At 58.7% G+C, this 18,719-nt stretch carries 14 protein-coding genes and 5 pseudogenes; 4 read left to right on the forward strand and 15 right to left on the reverse strand.

The window, feature by feature from the left end:
* Positions 1–831: 831 nt before the first annotated feature.
* From ACSKB8_RS00330 to ACSKB8_RS00340, 3 genes and pseudogenes are all read right to left on the reverse strand, one after another.
* Positions 832–2,989 (reverse strand): annotated as a pseudogene (locus ACSKB8_RS00330) (peptidase domain-containing ABC transporter).
* A 31-nt stretch (positions 2,990–3,020) separates the two neighbouring features.
* Positions 3,021–4,106: an HlyD family secretion protein gene (locus ACSKB8_RS00335; RefSeq protein WP_438110290.1), complete on the reverse strand. Its 1,086-nt coding sequence runs from the start codon at positions 4,104–4,106 to the stop codon at positions 3,021–3,023.
* A 716-nt stretch (positions 4,107–4,822) separates the two neighbouring features.
* Positions 4,823–4,966 (reverse strand): hypothetical protein, encoded by a 144-nt coding sequence (locus ACSKB8_RS00340; protein WP_438101720.1) that lies wholly within the window; start codon positions 4,964–4,966, stop codon positions 4,823–4,825.
* A gap of 1,423 nt (positions 4,967–6,389) precedes the next feature.
* Between ACSKB8_RS00340 and ACSKB8_RS00345 the strand changes: the two genes are divergently transcribed.
* The 4 genes and pseudogenes from ACSKB8_RS00345 to ACSKB8_RS00360 all read left to right on the forward strand — a co-directional run bounded on the left by ACSKB8_RS00345 (position 6,390) and on the right by ACSKB8_RS00360 (position 9,709).
* Positions 6,390–6,518 (forward strand): hypothetical protein, encoded by a 129-nt coding sequence (locus ACSKB8_RS00345; RefSeq protein WP_438101721.1) that lies wholly within the window; start codon positions 6,390–6,392, stop codon positions 6,516–6,518.
* Between the two features lie 284 nt (positions 6,519–6,802).
* Positions 6,803–7,646, forward strand: a pseudogene (locus ACSKB8_RS00350) (polysaccharide deacetylase family protein).
* A gap of 350 nt (positions 7,647–7,996) precedes the next feature.
* On the forward strand, positions 7,997–8,395 hold the full coding sequence (locus ACSKB8_RS00355; protein WP_438101723.1) for a CoxG family protein: 399 nt from the start codon (positions 7,997–7,999) through the stop codon (positions 8,393–8,395).
* Positions 8,396–8,960: 565 nt separating this feature from the next.
* A protein-coding gene (locus ACSKB8_RS00360) for an IS5 family transposase (RefSeq protein WP_438101725.1) occupies positions 8,961–9,709 on the forward strand; the annotation gives its coding sequence in 2 pieces (ribosomal slippage) (positions 8,961–9,285 and positions 9,285–9,709; 750 coding nt in all).
* Here the strand turns inward: ACSKB8_RS00360 and ACSKB8_RS00365 are convergent.
* The 12 genes and pseudogenes from ACSKB8_RS00365 to ACSKB8_RS00420 all read right to left on the reverse strand — a co-directional run bounded on the left by ACSKB8_RS00365 (position 9,706) and on the right by ACSKB8_RS00420 (position 18,703).
* The gene (locus ACSKB8_RS00365; RefSeq protein WP_438101727.1) at positions 9,706–9,885 is read right to left on the reverse strand and encodes a hypothetical protein; all 180 of its coding nucleotides are present in this window, start codon (positions 9,883–9,885) and stop codon (positions 9,706–9,708) included. The genes ACSKB8_RS00360 and ACSKB8_RS00365 overlap by 4 nt on opposite strands.
* Before the next feature lie 355 nt (positions 9,886–10,240).
* Positions 10,241–10,603 (reverse strand): ABC transporter permease, encoded by a 363-nt coding sequence (locus ACSKB8_RS00370; RefSeq protein ID WP_438101729.1) that lies wholly within the window; start codon positions 10,601–10,603, stop codon positions 10,241–10,243.
* Positions 10,604–10,606: 3 nt separating this feature from the next.
* Complete coding sequence (locus ACSKB8_RS00375) at positions 10,607–11,098, reverse strand: ABC transporter permease (RefSeq protein WP_438110873.1); 492 nt, start codon at positions 11,096–11,098, stop codon at positions 10,607–10,609.
* A pseudogene (locus tag ACSKB8_RS00380) lies at positions 11,092–11,325 on the reverse strand (ABC transporter ATP-binding protein); the annotation flags it as partial. The pseudogene ACSKB8_RS00380 and the gene ACSKB8_RS00375, both read right to left, overlap by 7 nt.
* Before the next feature lie 52 nt (positions 11,326–11,377).
* Positions 11,378–11,656 (reverse strand): annotated as a pseudogene (locus tag ACSKB8_RS00385) (ABC transporter substrate-binding protein); the annotation flags it as partial.
* Complete coding sequence (locus tag ACSKB8_RS00390; protein ID WP_438101730.1) at positions 11,629–11,934, reverse strand: hypothetical protein; 306 nt, start codon at positions 11,932–11,934, stop codon at positions 11,629–11,631. The gene ACSKB8_RS00390 and the pseudogene ACSKB8_RS00385, both read right to left, overlap by 28 nt.
* 124 nt (positions 11,935–12,058) lie before the next feature.
* Positions 12,059–13,485, reverse strand: a pseudogene (locus ACSKB8_RS00395) (M20 family metallopeptidase).
* A gap of 31 nt (positions 13,486–13,516) precedes the next feature.
* A complete protein-coding gene (locus ACSKB8_RS00400; RefSeq protein WP_438101732.1) occupies positions 13,517–14,059 on the reverse strand; it encodes a TOBE domain-containing protein in 543 nt (180 codons plus the stop codon).
* Positions 14,060–14,084: 25 nt separating this feature from the next.
* Positions 14,085–14,645 (reverse strand): ABC transporter ATP-binding protein, encoded by a 561-nt coding sequence (locus tag ACSKB8_RS00405; RefSeq protein ID WP_438101733.1) that lies wholly within the window; start codon positions 14,643–14,645, stop codon positions 14,085–14,087.
* A complete protein-coding gene (locus ACSKB8_RS00410) occupies positions 14,642–15,784 on the reverse strand; it encodes a M24 family metallopeptidase (RefSeq protein WP_438101735.1) in 1,143 nt (380 codons plus the stop codon). Before ACSKB8_RS00410 ends, ACSKB8_RS00405 begins: the two co-directional genes overlap by 4 nt.
* A gap of 123 nt (positions 15,785–15,907) precedes the next feature.
* Complete coding sequence (locus ACSKB8_RS00415) at positions 15,908–17,704, reverse strand: ABC transporter permease subunit (protein ID WP_438101737.1); 1,797 nt, start codon at positions 17,702–17,704, stop codon at positions 15,908–15,910.
* Positions 17,705–17,710: 6 nt separating this feature from the next.
* Positions 17,711–18,703: an ABC transporter substrate-binding protein gene (locus ACSKB8_RS00420; RefSeq protein WP_438101739.1), complete on the reverse strand. Its 993-nt coding sequence runs from the start codon at positions 18,701–18,703 to the stop codon at positions 17,711–17,713.
* Positions 18,704–18,719 lie beyond the last annotated feature (16 nt).

The raw sequence follows: 18,719 nt of genomic DNA on the forward strand, positions 1-18,719 counted from the left end.
GCCAATCGAGCGCGAGCCCACCCCGCACAAGCCACTCCGCAAGATCGGCACCGTTGACTGAGCACGTTGCGACTGTGCGCCCATAGACATCACCGCTCACCGCCATGTCTGATCTGCGTCTTAGCGACGAAGCCCCCGGCTCCTCGATCTCAAAGAAGCGGCCCGGCACCTCGCCGGGATCACGCGCGAGCAGGTCGAGTCTCGTCCTGATCGTGATCGAAGAACTGACCGAACAAAGAGCCACAGCCGGCGGCGTGCGGCGCTCATCCAAGACAAGATGCGCCGGACAAAGACGAGGTCGGTGAGAGCGAGGCAGCCGCGTGGCGCAAGCACCACGAGACGCAACGCTTCGGCCGGCCGCGAGCGCGTGAGGTTCGTTGCCTTGCTGAGTTTCGCCCGCTCGATAAGCGGCGCTCGCGCTACAACGCCAGCGGTACGACCGTCCTGCAATTCGAGAGGCCGTGCCGCCACAACGGTGAAAATCGGCACGCGGTGCCACGCCGTGGAGCATGCACCGCGTGCCGCCGAAGCTCGTGCCAGTGCGAAGCCGACGACCAGCTCGCCGATACTGGTCGCCTCTTCCACGAGCATCAGTACGTCGCGTATGCCGCATCCACCTGACGAGAAGCTGACCGGGCGGCCACTTGCATTTGTCTGGTCCGGAGGCAGCCATGACCATAATTGGAGCTGTACGAGAGCAGAAGAAGCGCAGGCGCGGCCAGCGTAGCGAATCTCACAACAACAGAGGTCACGATCCGGAGCGGCGCCGTCAGCGCGTTCGGTTTATCGCAAGATCTCGACAACACTCTGCGATGCCCCTCACCCGAACTGTTAGCTGACTCCGGTTTGCGCTCGCCACAAACGAGTGTAGGCGCCTTCGACTCTCAGCAGCTCAGCGTGCCTTCCTTGCGCAACAACCCGTCCCTTGTCCAAGACGACGATCTTGTCGGCTCCACAAATGGTACTGAGACGATGGGAGATGACGATGATGATTTTGCCGGCCCGACGCAGATCGTCAATCAGCCGCACGACGGATGCCTCGGCAGCCGAGTCGAGAGAGGATGTCGCCTCGTCCAAAATCAGGATCTTCGGATCGCGATACAAAGCCCGAGCCAGCGCGAGGCGCTGCTTCTCGCCGCCGGAGAGGCGTATGCCGCTCTCGCCCAGATAGGCCTGGAAACCGCCGGGCCAGCGCTTGATCAACTCGCACAGCCCAAGTTGATCGCAGATTTGCAGTATCTTCTCGATGTCAGGCTCGAACTCGCCAAGAGCGACGTTCTCGATCAGCGAGCCCGAGAACACGTCGATCGATTGCGGTACCGCAGCAACAACCCTGCACAGGGATACGGTCGAGAAGTCCTGGACGTCATCAGGGCCCGATCCCGGATGCGTCCACCCTCGAGCGGATAAACGTTCTGTAGTAGCGCCACAAGGGAGCTCTTGCCTGAGCCGCTTTCCCCACCACGGCCGTCATCTCGCCTCGGCCGAAAGTGACGCTGAGATCCCGGAAAAGGTTCGGCTGCGCGCCATGGCGAAACGTGACGTTCTCCAGGCAGATATCGCCAAGGTCGGACTTGGTGGCATCAATGCCACCACCGCTTGCCGGTTCCAGATCGAAGATCTCGAACAGGCGATCCGCCGCGATAAACGCATCCTGAACGATCCGATTGGTTTCGATCAGGTTGGCAATCGGCCGGGTAATATAGCCAAGCAACGTGTAGCAGGACAGTAGTTCGCCGGGCGTGATGGTCTGATCGAGGGCAAGCGTCGTACCGAACCACATCAGCACGATGGTGAATAGGCTCGAGAGGAAGGTCGAGGCATTGTCTCCGAAGACTGAGATGAGGCCGGAGTTGTAGACGGAATGCAGCGTCTTGATGAAGCGGGTCTCCATCTTAAGATTGGCCAGGCCCTCTATACCGAACGTCTTGATCGTGGAGACCGCTCCGAGTGATTCAACCAATTGCGCCTCCAGGTCGGCGGCATTTTCCATAATGGCCCGCTGGCGCTTCCTGTTCAGCCAGTTGATGGTCCAATAGACCAGTAAGTATAGTGGGATCGAGGTCGCCACTGCCAAGGCGATCTTCCACGAATAGACAAACATCAGCCCCAATGAGAACAGTATCACGAGCAGATTGACGAACATGTTGATTGAGACGTCGTTCAGGAAGGTCCTGATCTTCACCGCGTCATTCATGCGGGAGACGATCTCGCCCATGCGCATTCCGTCGAAGAACTTTTGGGGCAGGCTTAGGATGTGATTGTAGTAGCCGAGGATCAAGTGAACATCGATCTTCTGACCCGTTTGCAGCGTGAGCTGGTGTCTGAGCAGATCGATCAGGATCTGTGGCACCAGGATCAGCAGCATGGCGACGCTCATCAGGTTCAGCAAGTTGCGGTTGCCCGCTGTGATCACATGATCGACGATCTTCTGAACGTAGATGGCCGTGGAGAGGCCAAGGATCGTCGTCACCAATGCCCCGACGAGAGCCTGCACCATCACCTCTCTGTGTGGCGCAAGCAGACGGGCAAAACGGGCGAGGGGTGAGGTGGTTTCGTCGCGTCGCTCGAAGGTGCCTGCCGGAACCAGGAGCACCAGGACGCCGGTCCATTGCGTCTTGAATTCCTGATGCGACAGCTTGCGGATTTCGCCATAGGCCGGGTCCATGATGACGACCCACCTCGCATCGACGGCCTGGATGACGACGAAGTGGTGCAGTGTCTCCTTGACGATGACGTGCGCGATGGCGGGCTTGGGAATCTTGTACAGGCTATCGAACCCACCCTTCACCCCCTTGGCGATGAACCCTAGTTTTTGAGCCGCTTGCGTGAGGCCAGACACCGTGGTGCCGGAGCGATCTGTCGAGGCATACTGGCGGATGCGCGACAAGGGCAGCTTGTAACCATAGAAGGCTGCGACAGAAGCAAGACTGGCGGCCCCGCAATCTGTGATATCGCGCTGCTTGAATTTGATGACTTTGCTCGACATAGAGCGCCCGGGCTATTTGGAAACGAAACAACTAGCGGGCCACAAGGAGCGGATTGAGCCAATCGTCGAGCTCATTGTAGAGGAGTTGAAAGAGACTGCGCTCGGCCACGAGGAAGCGGGCTCGGACCGTCATGCCTTTTTTCAACTTACCGATGACCCCGTTCTTGAGCGTGAGATAACTGCCAGAGAGCGCGCAGCGGACCTTAAAGATCGGGTTCCTATCATGGAGGGTGAAGTCCTGGGCCACGTCGAGCACTGTCGCCTCTAGAACACCCCATTGATTGTAGTTGAAGGCATCCACCTGGAGCCGTACTGACTGGCCGGTTCGCACAAAGCCGATGTCGTTGGGGGAGACGTAGATCTCCGCCACCAGTTCGCCATCCGGCGACACGCGAGCGACAGTTTGTCCCGCCTGGACGTAGCCACCGGCGGTGAGGCCGGAGAATTGCTCTAGAGCACCGGACACGGGAGCTCGAATGCGGGTGAGATCTCGTTCGTTTTCGAGCTGATGCAAGCGGGCTATGAGCTCCTTTAAGCGTAGGTTCGTGTCGAAGAGCTGCTGGTTCCATTCGGCGGTTTTGCGCCGGGCAAGGATCTCGCCTTTGACCTCAATGCTCTGCAGCGCGAACGCCCTGTCGTCGACCGCCTTTGCGGGCGCTGCAGCAACAGCGAGCAGCCGCTTGGCGCGCTCGAGTTCTGCCGCGGCGTTACTGCGGGCATATTCGTTCTCCCGCAGCAGGTTCAGAAAATGCAGCCGTTCGGCCGTGGCAGACTCGGTCAGCAGGTGGATCGGGTCCTTGGCCTCTGTTCCCGAGGAGATCAGGGTCTCGAGGTCACGGGCCAGATCGCCCTTGGCGCGAATTTCGCCTGTAACTGCCCCAAGCTTCTCCTCAACCACCTGATCATCGAGGGTGAGGATCTCTTGCCCCTGGGCAACAACATCGTTCTCAACGGCAAGGATACGCGAGATGCGCCCTGAGATGGGCGCGATCAGGGGTGTCTTCTCGATGGTGGGCCGAATGGCGCCGGCACTTTGAACAGAGACCGTTATGGTGATGAGTGGCAGCGCCGACAATGCCGCGACCACAGAAATTAAAATGACCTTGTAGATGAGCAGAGATCGTCCTGACCTTCGGGAGAGGATGCTCTCCGCAGTGTAGCTGACAATTTCAGCCGGAAGTAAGACATCGCTCATACAACAAGTTCATTTCCTGACGACGATCAGCAGTTTCCATGGAAACTGCTAATCTGCCGAGAATAGAGAATTTCCGCCGCCTACGTTCTAATGGCGCGGGCTTGCGGCCGCTCCCCCTATAGCTGCAACTGCAAGGCCTACTACCCCCACAATTGCGAAAGCGATTGCCCAAAACACCCCTCCCGAAGTTGCGGACGCTTCTTCAGAAGTTAGCTCGGTCACACCATAGGCTGACATATCGGTCTTCATTGTTGTCTCCACCTTTAAGTCATTAGTCAGCGACTGACGCTCCGCAGCTCCTGCCGCGGCAAAAGGAAGTAACTCAAGAATCGTGCCACCGCAGGAGGAGCTCCAGAAGAACCGTTCGGTATTTTTTGACGATGACTGTGGCCCCGCGGTGCGCCGGCTGAACATAACCGTGTCGCGGACGCGACAAATCCGACACCAGGAGTGCTCGACGTCCAGCTGAAACGTCTCGAGCAAGTTTAAGATCTCGTAGCGATATACGATCGGTTCGGTCGGTAGGGGCTAGAACCCGAACCGACCAAGACCCGTTTGTAGACTTCCGGTCCAAGCCCGGTTGGCGTCATCCCGCGATGGCCCCGACCACATTCAACCTTCCTGGTTTCGTATGCGGATCAAGGGAGGAATAATCCAGCTGCAATGGCTGCCGCTAGCCCGGCCAAAACTCCCGCAATCGCCCAGAACCACCCTCCCGAAGTTGCGGATGCTTCTTCAGGAGTTAGTTCGGTTACACCATAAGCTGACACATCGATCTTCATTGTCGTCTCCTTTTCAAATGCGTAGATCAGTCAGCATACCGGTCGGCAGCCGCTGACGTTGTGCGAAGGAAGAAACTCAAAAATCGTGCCAATTGCACAGCAGCGCTCGAGAAAAGTCATTCTGTTGACTATTCAACGGTCTAACTGTCAGCACGGCGCCATGCTAGTCGAAACATCGTGCCGTCCTGGATGTGACAAAGCCGGCAATCGAGACAACGCAATGCAAGTCGAGAGCAGCAACGAACAGATCGTGCAAGTTCAGCTCAATGAACGAGGTGCGATCCGCGACGTCACAGCGATTGAACATATTTGCCGTCCGCGTTCGCGCTCTCTGGGCGAACGCGCCCTGCGCCATTTATGTTCTAACGACGCTTAATAGCTAATACCACTTCCGCTATGCCCGCGGCTGCTAGGGCTACTAGCCCAAACACTCCGAGAGCTACTCCCCAAAACATCCCTCCTGAAGTTGCGGATGCTTCCTCATGCGTTAATTCGGTTAGACCATAGGCTGACATATCGATTTTCATTGTCACTTCCTTTAGAGGATCAGTCAGTGATGAATGACTGGCCGGCAGCTCCTGCCGCTGAGAAAGAGATAAATTCAAAAGTCGGGCCAACTCCGCAGGAAATCACAGAAAGACCGCTCTGCTTTTTTATTCAGTGGCTTAGCTGAGAGCGCCGGGCACGCCAGCCATACCACGTCTCGGATGCGACAAAACCGACAACAGGAGGCAACACAAGATAGGTCGGGGAGCGGCAAGGAGGGGAAATGGATCCGCGGCACCTGGCGCGGAACAGCGGATTCCATCATAGCAACAGCGGACAGTGTTATGGACGTGCGTTCCTTCAATCTGGTGATGGACAAAGGAGCGCGGTGGGGTCGTCGATAATGCGGCAATTGACGCATCGCCGAAGCAGGTTTGTGCGGCACTCAACGGCCTCGACGTGCTAAGCGGTGGCATCTCTGGGACGGCGACGGACTTCAACGGCTGTCCAATTGGAGATACTCTGATGCCGATTGGCCGGTCTTTACCGGTTGAAGACAACGGTTTGAACGCGATTCAAGCTCTCAAACCGGGGGCATCGGAGGCGACCTGCCGGAAACCTATGGCCCCCGCACCACTTGCTATGATCGCTTCGTTGTGAGGTCGGAGTAGAGGCGTTCACGCAAACGGAACTGCAAGGGACAATTTCCGGCTGACGTCAGACGTCATTGGGCGAAGGCCCATCAACTGATCCGTCGAGGCTATAATCGATATAGCGTCGAACGCTTCGAGCCGGGCGGCTCCATCATCAATCTTCATGCTGTGAATATCATCTAAGCGCTTCTGAGTCAGTTGGCCCTGCCGGCACACCAGCCTAGCCCGCCCGTTCGATTGTCGCCTCCACACGCACCATCTCCGAATCTCATCGGAGCCACTGAATGACGGTCGCCGGCCGCAGCGAGCACCTTTTCAATCGCCGGATAGAGCTCTCAACTTATCTTACTGGCTTTCGCCGCAAGACTGCGAAGCATCCGCTATTCTTGCTGGAAAAGAGCATTCTTTCCTGATGACGGCGGGAATTGTGCATCAGATTCAAATTATAATTTATGTGTCGAGCGGACGAACGGCTGCTAAGCAGCGATTTTTGATCTCTATTCCGCCGTAAAATCGCGGGCATTCATGCGCAATCATGATCTTGTCTCCAGTGGTTTCCTGGGACTGACTGCGGCCGGTCTCGTGCTAATTGGCTCCAGCCTGCTCGCCATTGCCCTTATTTGAGGCCGAGGGCAGGACAATCTTGTTCAAAGCCGCAACCAGAAACCTGTTCGGGAACGACATCGAGGGCAGGTGTCTGCTTCGATGGGCTCTGCTGCTCGCTGGCGCGAGCGTTGTGCTTGCCGTCATCACGGCGGCGGACGCGGCCGACTGTCCGCGCCAGAATGCGCTCGGCACCGCGCGCGTACTCACGCTCGACGCCCAGACCTATCCGCGAGTTGGACTGAATAGCTTTCCGCAGACGCTGCCGCTCGCCGACCACGAGGTCGTGTTGACCTTCGACGACGGTCCGCGGCCGCCGTTCACGCAAAAGGTGCTGGCAGCGCTTGCGCAGGAATGCGTGCGCGCCACATTCTTCTTGGTCGGCAAGTCTTCAGCCGAGTTTCCCGAGCTCGTCCTGCGCACGACCGCGCAAGGCCACACCATCGCGCACCACACCTGGTCACATCCGATGTCGTCCAAAATCAGCTTCGAGCAGGCGAAGGAGGATATCGACCGCGGCATTGCGGCTGACGAGATGGCACTCAATGGGGTCTCGACCACGACACCCTCGACTCCATTTTTTCGCTTTCCCTATTTCGAACTCGACGCCTGCGATGCTCGATCTTTTGCAGTCGCGCGGGATGATCGTCTTCGGGGCGGACCTGTGGGCTAGCGATTGGGAGGACATGACCTCGGAACAGGAGCTAAAGCTCATCATCAGCCGCCTAGATGTTGCGGGCAAGGGCATCATCCTGTTTCACGACCCGAAGGCACATACTGCGGCCATGATGCCCGCCTTCCTGCGGTACCTGCACGACAACAGCTATCGCATTGTACACATTGTTCCGGAACCAACACCGCAGAAGAACTCCGACTTGCCTATACCGGGTCATGAGCGCCCAACACGGGGTGATGCGGTGCCGATCGCTACACCGTGACTTCGGCTGAATGAACGGCAGAGCTGAAGCTAAAATATAGGCTATGTCTGCAAGATCGGACAGTGCGTTCGATCTTGCCAGCCCGCACATCCCAAGCAGCCGGTTCTCACAACTCCGAACGGAGTCAACTCCCAGGCATCATTTTGGGGCCGGAACAATTGTAGGTAACTTAAGCGAAGCTACCATGTCCAACATGCCCAGGAAGCACACGATGCCAGTAAGAGAAGAGACCATCGCCCAAAAAGCTGCCCAAGAAGAAACAGTCCAAAAATCCACCTAGAACAAATAAGAAAGGAACGAGCGGCGGCCTGATTTCTGTGGGCTTTTACAGCACTTGCCGAGTTGTTAGCGTGCCTGGGAGCCGCAAGAAACTACAGGCAATGGTTGTCCTCAAGATCGGCCCGATCAAGTCGCGCTTCAGCGGCACCGTCAAACTGGATCAGAGCGGGGCGCCCGACTCTTTTTCGCTGTCAGGGCAAGGGAATGGCGGAATGGCGGGCCACGTGCGGGGCGGTGCTCAAGTGACTCTCGCGGCCGATGGACCTGATCGGACCATCCTGCGCTACGGAGCGCACGCTGAGGTCGGGGGTAAACTTGCGCAGTTGGGAAGCCGGCTTGTTCAGTCTACCGCACGCTCACTTTCCGCACAGTTCTTCGAGACCTTCGCAGTCGTCGCAGGTGGGGATAATCGCCTCAATCTGCCCGGCTCACCCGAAACTGCAGGACGTTTCTCTCATCCACAACGCTGATACGTCGGTATCGAATTCCACGATGTTCATGCGGTCCCCTTGGTTCGATCAAAATCGCCGCTACGTAGCTCGTCTAACGTTCTAAGCCCAAATGCTTAGACCCGGGCGCGCTGCCAAGATTGCCCCGCCATCCGTGCGGCGTGGTCGGTGACCGCGCTCGTGTCACCGAGAGTTGTGAAGCGACGCACTTCTGGGCGGAAATACACGTCGTGAGGATCTGCAGATCGTCGTCGGCACGCCGGGAGGCGCTTCGTCATGCGCGAAGTTGCCACCTTCGAACACGCCATCGGGTTTCACAGGCCGCGCTGTCCCAAAGGACAGAAGTCATGCTGCGCGGCGAGAGCTCGCCGGCGGGGGCGATCGGCGCGTAGCCCGCAGAACTCAGGATCGATGTGTCCATTTCCTCAGTGTAGGCGCGCTGGCGACCTTCCCCTGCGCCATGTCAGCATTCGGTTGACCGACGGAATTTTTCCGCATTCTCCGCGGCAACAGCTAAGGCCTGTTTACAGACAGGATTCCCAAATCAGTAGAAAATTGATTCAAGGCTGAAAATTGGAGATCAGCCTTGATTCGATTGATGTTGAGCGATGCGCAGTGGGAGCGGATTGCGCCGGAATTGTCTGGCAAAGCCGGTGATCCCGGCGGCACCGGGCGTAACAACCGGCTCTTTATCGAAGCAGTTCTTTGGATTGCGCGCACGGGCTCGCCGTGGCGAGATCTGCCGGAAGCGTTCGGCAAGTGGTTCACAGTGTATACGCGCTTCTGGCGCTGGGCGCAGAAGGGGGTCTGGGAGCGGGTCTTCAAAGCTCTCTGTGACGATCCCGATTTCGAATATGTCCTGATCGACGGCACACTCGTCCGGGTCCACCAACATGGCACCGGGGCAAAAGGGGAACTCAAAATCAGGCCATAGGCCGCTCGCGTGGTGGCCTGACTACCAAAATCATGGCTCTGGTCGACGCACTCGGCAATCTCATTCGCTTCGTCCTGCTGCCCGGCCAGCGTCACGACAGCATTGGCGTCGAGCCTTTGATCACTGGCCTCGATTTTGAAGCGCTGATCGGCGACAAGGCCTTCGATAATAACTGGCTGCGCGCCAATGTGAACCAACGCGGCGCCGCAGCGGTCATCCCGTCCAAGGCCGACCGCGCCGGGCGCATCCCGCACGACGCCGAAATGTACAAATGGCGCCACCTGGTCGAGAACTTCTTCTGCCAGCTCAAGGCATTCCGCCGCATCGCAACTCGCTACGAAAAGACAGACGCCTGCTTTGCCGGCCTCCTCAATCTCGTCGCGGCTTTCCTCGCAAACTAGCGACTGTAAACAGGCCTTAGTGCCTGAGAGAGCTTGAGCGCCTGATCGGCCGTTACCTGAAAATGAACGCCCACAAGGCTCGCGATAGCGACAGTGATCTCGTCGTCGATCTGCTCAACTATGATCGCAGCCGAATCGTCGATTTCGATCTCTAGCGATACGCCCGAGGTCGTCACGTTCCTTTGCCATCGCTACACTCCCCATGTGCCCCCGCCATTGGTATATTGGAGATCTTGTATTAGGTCACTGCGGAATTGATGGGCACCGCGAGAGCTCGCGGGCCAGAATGCTCTGAGCACTGCGCCTGGCTGTAATCATCGATAAAAGCCCGCCATGTAGCGGATTGCGACGAAAGTCCCGACGACAACGGCGGCCGTGATAGCGACTGAAAACCCCACTCGAGCCAAGAACTGGCCAGGGCTAAGTCCGTCCCATGACGGTCCGTTGGTGTCGAACCTGCGCTCGGCGCGGCGGATTTTAGTGTTATTGATCACGTCTCCAGCTTAAATGATTGCAATCGATCCATCGCGCTCACGCCCCGACCGGAGCCTTCCACCGCATCAAGCGCCGCTCCAGCGCCTCGAGCACCGCGTTAAACGCCAGGCCGATCACCGTGATGCCCAGAATGCCGAAATACATTTGCGGGATCAGGAAGCTGTACTGGCTGTTGATGATGAGATAGCCGAGCCCCGCCTTGGCCCCGACCATCTCGGAGGCGACCAGCACCAGCATGGCGGAGGCGCTGGCGAGGCGAATGCCGACGAAGATGGTCGGAAGCGCCGCCGGAAGGATCACCTTGCGGAAAAGTTGCGGCAGGCTCGCGCCCATCGTCCGCGCCGACTTGATAAGGAGCGGATCGACCTGCTTGACGGCAGCAATTGTGTTGAGCAGCAATGGTCAAGCGCAGCTGTAGATCACCATGGTGATCTTCGACATCTCGCCGATGCCGAGCAGCAGGATGAACACCGGCAGCAGCGCCAACGGCGCGGTGTTGCGGCAGATCTCGATGAACTGGTTGACGAGATTGCCGAGCCGGGCGTACCAACCGACGAGAAGGCCAAGCGGCACGATCAAGGCCACGGAGATCAGGAAGCCGCTCAACGCGCGCAGCAGGCTCGCCGACACGTCGTCATAGAGCTCGCCCGTTTGCGCGAGCTGCCAGCCGGCGGCGATCACCTCGGAGAACGGCGGCAGGAACACCGGATCGACGAAGCCGAGCCGCGGGGCGGCCTCCCACAGCGACAGTAGCGCGATGAGCAGCAGCGAGCGATGCCCGAACGCGCCGATCCCGCGCGCGCCAGCATGAAGCCGGCCGGCGATCGGCGATGGTCGGCGATCCACGCCGGAGATAGCCCCCGGACGCCCGTGGGCGAGTTCCAGCAGCGACAACGTTGCACTTCCTCGCGCAGCAGGCTCCAAACCGCTTGCCTGACATGGCCGAACTCCGGCAGCGAACGCACGTCGTCGGCCTCGCGCAGCGAAACCGGAATGTCGATGACCTCTTTTATCCGGCCCGGGCGCGAGGTCATCACGGCCACGCGCTGGCCGAGCACGACGGCCTCGTCGATGCCATGGGTGATGAAGACGATGGTCTTGCCGGTGGCGCGCCAAAGTCTGGTGGCTCTGCTCGAACGGAACGGCAAAGGTAAAGCCTTTCCAGTTCTTCGGATCGCGATTGTCCCTGTGCTTGTTGGCCAGGACGAGAGAGTTTCCATTTTGATTCAGAATGGTAAGCACTTTGATCGACTGGACATTGCCCCCAAGCCCTGCGGCCATCGTCAGAGGCACGGGCATTACCTGCTGTGAGATGTCCAGTTCTCCGTTGAGCATCTTGTCTCGAATCAAAGCTATTCCGGCGATCTTCTGCAGGCTGACCTCGAGGCCTTCCTTGCCGTAGCTTCCAAGCTTCTCGCCGTAGATCAGCGGAACGGCGCAGGTAATCGGCAAAAAGCCACGGCAAGCTTCGTCTTCTCAAGAGGCTTGCGCTCCTGGGCAATCGCCTTCAGCGTCTCGATTGGGAGAATGCTCGACAGCGCCCCGATGATCGCACTTGCTCCGACCTTGCGCAGCATTTCACGGCGCAAGATCGGTTGCGGGAACAGACCATGCAGCAGTGTCTGCTCGACTTGGTCCGACATGGCGGCCTCGAAGCTCGGCTGGGCTGGACCGGGATCGCAACAACGGCAACGCTTGCCGCCGCCATGATGATCCGATGCGTCAGTCATCTGCCCTGCCCCCGTTCTAGCGTCCGGTTTCAAACATGGCGCCCGTCGCCGCCTCGACGGAGCTTGGCGTATCGATTGGGAAGCGGTACCTCGAAAATGCGCAAGGGCCTTCGCAGAAAAGCGATCACCCGGCAACCGGCAAGCCGCACCCGATCAGTTCAGCCTCGTCGCACGGCGGAAGGCTATCCAGCTCCCCCAGATCCCAATATAGGCCCGCCATAACCTCCAGGGCCTCACGCGCGAGCTCGATCGGCAAGTGCTCATCGGCTGCATGTTGCTGGCATCCAGGATAGGCATGAGGCACCCACAACGTGGGCAAATTTAGCAGGTTGGCAAAAATGTCGTTCGGAAGCGAGCCAGCGAAATTGGGCAAGATCGCCGGCGATTTCCGCGTCGTCCGAACGATCGAGGCTTGGGCCCATTTGGCCCAGGGACCCTCAGGATCAAGGCGCGTGGCGAGAAACACACCATCGTCAGGGCTGGGCGTCACCTGGACCATGTCGAGACCGGCCTTCACGAGATGTCGCCGAAGCGCCGGCACGATGTCTTCGCAATCAACGCCGACCACGAAGCGGAGCTGACAGCGCGCCCAGGCACTCGCGGGAATGGCATTGACCGGCGCCCGCGGATTTCCGCAACTGATGGCGAGAACATCAAACGAGCACCAGCCATACACCTGCTCTGCCGGAGTTAGTCCCGGCTCGCCCCAGGCCGGATCGATGTCAGGTCCGCCAGGTCCCCCGTCAACGACACAGTCGGCAAGGACCCGCCGGACGGCATCAGGCAGCTCACTTGGAAGCCATTCTGCGATCAGAATGCGGCCGGTCGGAGAGACGATCGTAGCCAAGGCATGCGCGAGCTGGATTGCGGGATCGGAAAGCAGACCGCCCAATTGCCCGAATGATATGCGCTCTCGCGCGCATTAATTGAGATGTCGAATGTAACACATCCGCGCGAGCCCAGGAACACTGTCGGCCGATGCTCGGACAAGCGCGGTCCGTCCGACGCAACGAAGATGTCTGCGCACAGGAGCTTCTTGTGCGTCGTACATAGTTCGCGGAGGCCAGGCGAATCGACCTCCTCACCCATTTCGATCAGGTATTTCAGGTTGAACCCCAGCCGACCTCTAGTCTCGAGCACAGCACGGAGGCTGGCAATGTTGATGGCGTGCTGTCCCTTGTTGTCGGCGACACCACGTCCGTACCAGCGATCATTGAGCTTTGCGAGACGCCAAGGGGACCTTCCTGCGGCCCACGATGCGTCCATTCCCCGAACCACGTCGCCGTGCCCATATCCGAGCACCGTCAGCAATGATGGATCTTCTATGCGTTCTGCATAAAGGAATTGTGCGCCTGCAGCGGCCAAAACCTGGCAATCGCAGCCGAACTCTTCAAGCATGCAGCGAAGCTGGTCGAGATACTCGGCGAGCTGACGTTTTCGCTCCGGGTTCTGACTCTCGGAAGGAATAGCGACGAGCCGCGAGAGAACGGTCTCGAAGTCTCCAGAAGCCAGATGGCTTCTCGCGCGCGAGATTGCGGCGTTCCGGCTCATTACGGGTAGCTCCTCGCACGCCAAAGGCAGCTCAACTGGGGGCCGGAAACACGCGGGTATGCGCAGCCTCGATCTCAATGCGGACGCGTTGACCGGATTGGAACAGCGGCCGTCCGGGGCTCACCGAAGTCCGGGCGGTCAACCGAATGGACCCGACCTGCACGAGCACGCTTTGGTTCGTGCCCGTGTAAGCAGATTCCAAAACCATCGCGGTAGCGCGCTCGTCCGGTCTCAGGCCGACATACTCCGGGCGAACTGCCAGCAACCCTCGGTCGCCTGACGTCAGCACCTGACTGGCCTCCTGCACAACGTCAATGCCGAGATCGGCGCTGCGGGCACAGACCTCGCCTCCAGATTGCCGCAACTCGACCGGCAGAAAGTTCATCTCACCGATGAAATCAGCGACAAATGCAGTCGCCGGCTGCTCGTATAGCTCACGCGGTGTCCCACACTGCTGCAAGCGGCCTCGCTCGAGAACGGCAACGCGATCGGCCATTGACAGCGCTTCCTCCTGGTCGTGGGTAACAAAAATGATCGTGCTACCGACCTCCTTATGGATCAGCTTGATCTCCATTTGGAGCTGCTGCCTGAGCTTGCGATCAAGTGCCCCGAGAGGCTCGTCCATGAGCAGCAGGGGCGGACGGAAAACAAGAGCGCGGGCCAGAGCGACACGCTGGCTGCTGCCCACCCGACAACTGGCTTGGAAGTCGCGCACCATATCCGTCAAGTGCAACGAGCTTCAGGGCTTTTGCGACCTCACGTTCGACGTCTCCGCCACGCAAGCCCCGGCGCCGCAGCGGATAGGCGATGTTCTCAGCGATGGTCATATGGGGGAACAATGCGTAGCTCTGGAACACCATGCCGAAGCCGCGACGATAGCTCGGAACATCATTGATCCGTACGCCGTCGAGCATGATATCGCCAGAGGACGACACCTCGAATCCGGCGATCATCATCAACAGAGTTGACTTTCCTGACCCGCTCGATCCGAGCAAGGCGACGAACTCTCCTGGCTCTATCGACAGTGAGACGTCGTCGACCGCCTTGACCGGACCAAACATCTTGGTCAACGAGTTGACCGAAACGGAACCATGTTGACTTTGCGACGTCACTACACCTGTCGTTACCTTTTCGCTCACGATTGCTGTGCTGACGCTCATTTCGGCCTCGTCTCGAATATCTTGCGCGGTATTGAGGTCAATCGCTTCCCACCCGCACTAGTCACCACGACGGACTCGCTGAAGGCAAGGCCAGCAGCGGATGTGTACATGTGAAAGACCATTCCTTCCTCGATAGCCCAATCCGAACGAGGCGTGAAACAGCGATACAGGTCACTCGTGTGCTGGGAAACGAGCGGAGCGGTACCAAGCGTGTACCCGGTGATGTTATCGTAGGTCTCGCGCAACCCGGCCGCGACAACGCCTTCCCGCACGATGCGGTCGACGTCAGCGGCAATCGCGCCAGGCCGGAGCGCGGCGATTTGGCGATCTTGTAACGCGATAAGAGCCTGAGCCGTGGCTCGCTGCTCGCCGGTTGCGCGCCCTACGATGACCGATCGCATGATCCGTACCGTATAGAATCGCAAGCGCGGCAGGAGCTCGATATGAACGATATCGCCATCGACCAGCGGTCGCTCTGCGAGGAACCCATGCAGCGAATCCCAGCCCGATCCGACATTGAGAGGCCCAACAAAGCCATCGTCGAACCCAAGCCGATAGTAGGCTGCAGCGGCAGCTGCAGCGATATCACGTTGACTCTTGCCGCTCGCCACCTCCTTGATAGTCGCGTCGAAGGCCGCATCCAAGAGTGAACCGGCCCGGGACATATGCGCGATCTCTTCCGGCGACTTGCATCGCCTGAGATCCCATCCCGAACGCTCAAGGTCAAAAAACTCGGTATCCGGCAAGAGCTTGCGAAGCGATTGGAGTCTTTGGATCGTAAACGAGTTCGATTGAAACTCAGCGCCAATCCGGGCGGGCACCGAACCAATTGCCCGCAAGGTGCTCGCCAGCACCGTCAGCGGGTTGTCCCAATCGCCAAACCCCACGATGTTATCCATCCACGTGCGCTGCCGCGCCGGGGGCATATCAAGCTTGCGCACCAGCAGGAACGGCTCGGACGATTCCGGCACGATGCACGCTCGCCAGAGATTTTCGGAGACCGTATAGCCCGAAAGCCATGACATCATCTCGGGCTCGTCAAAGATGACACAGTCAAGGCGACGCTCTGCCATCAATTTTCGGACGGCGTCACATCGACGCTTGTACTCCTCGACGGAGAAAGTGAGATCGCGGCTCATGCTCGATGCTCCGTTGCGATTGCGAGACCTCGCCCCAGATTGGATCGAGTGGGCTGCTTCAGGAAAGGCGTCATTGGCTTCCTCGTAGGATGAACAATGCACAAGCGCGATCTCTTCATCTGCTCAACGATGGAGGCCTTCCTGCGGGCGACGACCTTGAACAACCGCGCCCACGAACAGCCGCAAAAGCATCAGAAGCGCAAGCACGATGAGAAACAGAACGGCGATGACGGCGATCTGGGGACTGATTTCCAGGCGGATGTTGTCCCACATTCTCATGGGCAACGGCGTCGCGGTGGGCCCGCTCAGGAACAGACCGAACACAACGTCATCGAACCCCACGATGAACGCGAAGAGCACCGCGCTCGCTAGCGTCGGCAGCAGCAATGGGAGCGTCACCGTTCTCAGCGTCACGAGAGGGCTCGAGCCTAGGCTGGCGGCAGCCAGCTCAAGGGTGCGATTGAACCGCTTGAGCCCCGCGATCATAACAACGACCGTATATGGAGCGCCAATGATCGTATAGCTGAGGGCAAATGCCAGCGGATTGCCGATCAGCGAGGATCCGGCGAGAGCGAAGAACAGGGAAACTGCGATAACGACATGAGGAACGATCAGCGGGGAAATCAGGAGAAGATAGACAGGCACGCGAGCAGAGAACCTGTACCGCACGAGAGCGAAGGCGGCGGGCACACCAATCGCCACGCTCAGGAGAGCGGACAGTCCTGCCCATCTCAGGCTGAAGCTTAGGGCATCGAGCCATTGCGTATTCTTGAGCAAACTTGAGAACCACCGCAGTGAATAGCCGGGCGGCGGAAAGGTGAGGTATGGCGCATCGCTGAATGCAAGAGGAATTACGACCACGAAAGGCAGCACCAGAAGAAGGAGCGTTAGCCCTGCGCTAACGTACAACGCGGGTCGCAGGACGACCGTCAACGCCTCATGCAGCCTCATTGACGGGCCGTGCAAAATCGCCGTCAGTCGCTCCAGTATCGGCCACCGCGCGGAGAGACCGGATGTCGACTTGCCGATCGAAGAAACGTTGTTATGTGGGCGATCGTCGAGTTCTTCCGCAATCCGCTGACGAAATATGAGAAAGACCGCGATCACCGTCAGCATCAAGATCGATGATTGGGCTGCGGCTTCATCAAAATTGCCGAGGATCAGCACGCGCAGGCTGATGCCCTGAGCGATCAGATAGCTGTCAGGACCACCAAGAAGCTCTGGCGTAATGTAGAAGCCGAGACTGGATAGAAAGACGAGCGTGCAGCCGCTAATCACGCCTGGCATCGAGGCTGGAAGCGTAACCCTCAGGAAGGCGTCAGTAGGAGGACTTCCGAGGCTTTGTGCCGCTTTTGCAAGGCTTGGATTAACGCGCGCCAGCACGGCGTAGAGAGGAAACACCATGAGCGGCAGCTGGACCTGCACCATGCCGACATAGACGCCGACCGAATTGAACACCATTTGCAGCGGCTCGGAGATAAGGCCAAGTTGCAAGAGGAGCTGGTTAATTGGCCCGTTGGGGCTGAGCAGGACGATCCATGCATAAGTTCTGATCAGGACACTCGTCAAATATGGGAGAGTGACAATAAGAAGCAGAAATGCCGCCGGACGCGGAGGACATTTCGATATGGCATACGCGAGCGGATAAGCAATGAGCAAACAGACGATCGTCACGGTCGCGGCCAGCGCGAGCGTCCTGACGACGATCCATAGAAATGCCGGCGAGTTGGCGATCTCGATGTAGCTCTCAAGCGTCCAGGCACCATCGTGCTGGAGGCTCTTGAGCACGAGTTGCGCGAGCGGCACGACGTAGCCGACCGAGAACAGGATCACGATCGGCAAGAGAAGGAGGACGGGCACCAGGCGCACCCGTCCTAGGCTGTCTCTGCTATGCGGCATGGCCAGACTCGCATCCACCATTTTGAGCTACCGTACGCCGGAAATCCAACGTTCCCATTGAGCAACGGCAATTTCATTGTTGGCCTTACCGTTGGAGCTCACAGCGTTCCAGAATTCGTAGTCCTGGACGAACTGCAGCTTCCGTGCTTCGGGCGAGGTCGGCAGGAGTTTTGCCCGTTCAGACGGCACATGCTCGAATGCACGCGAGTTTGGCGGCGCATAGAGGATGTGCTGGACGAACTTCGCCTGATTTTCGGCTCGCGCTGAGAACGCGAGAAACTTGAATGCGTTGTCCGCATTCTTCGTGCCTTTCAAGACCACCCAAGTGTCGTACTGCAGCATTCCCTGATTCCAGGTGTAGCCGATCTTGGCCCCCTGCTCGTTGGCTGCCGAAACCCGGCCGTTCCAGGCGCTACCAGCCGTGATCAACTTATCAATGATCATCTGCGGAGCTTCCGCCCCGGTGTTCCACCACTTCAGGATATTCGGCTTTACCCGGCTGAGGCTCTTGAACGCGCGATCCCAATCGAGTGGATAGAGCTTCGACGGCTCAACACCATCAGCCATCAGAGCTGCTTCGAAGGTGCCGCCGTCCGACGCCCAGGTTCCGGCCATGAGCGAACGCCGTCCCGCGAATTTTTGGGCGTCCCAGACATCTGCCCAAGTGTTCGGCGCATTGGTTGCAAATTTTGACGCATCGTACGCAATAAACAGCGAATAGATGATGGCGGGCACGGTGAACTTGCCGACCTTGACCGGACTGAACGCGTCGAGGTCCGCCTTGTCGAAGTAGCCATAGTCGATCGGAAGCAAAAGATTGTCCCGCTCGAAAGTCGGGGCCTTGCCGCCAGGAAGTATCGTCACGTCATATCGGGGGGCACCGGCGAGCACGCTCGCTCGCACGGCTCCCGTGTCGGTCCGCGGTTGAGCTATAACCTTGATGCCGGTCTCTTTCTCGAACGGCTCGAAATAGGCGATCCGCTTGGCCTCGCCCCAAGACCCGCCGCCGTCGTAGACCACGACTTCACCTGTGCCC

Source organism: Bradyrhizobium sp. BR 1432 (assembly GCF_051547705.1).
In the GTDB taxonomy this organism is placed as follows: Bacteria; Pseudomonadota; Alphaproteobacteria; order Rhizobiales; family Xanthobacteraceae; genus Bradyrhizobium; species Bradyrhizobium zhanjiangense.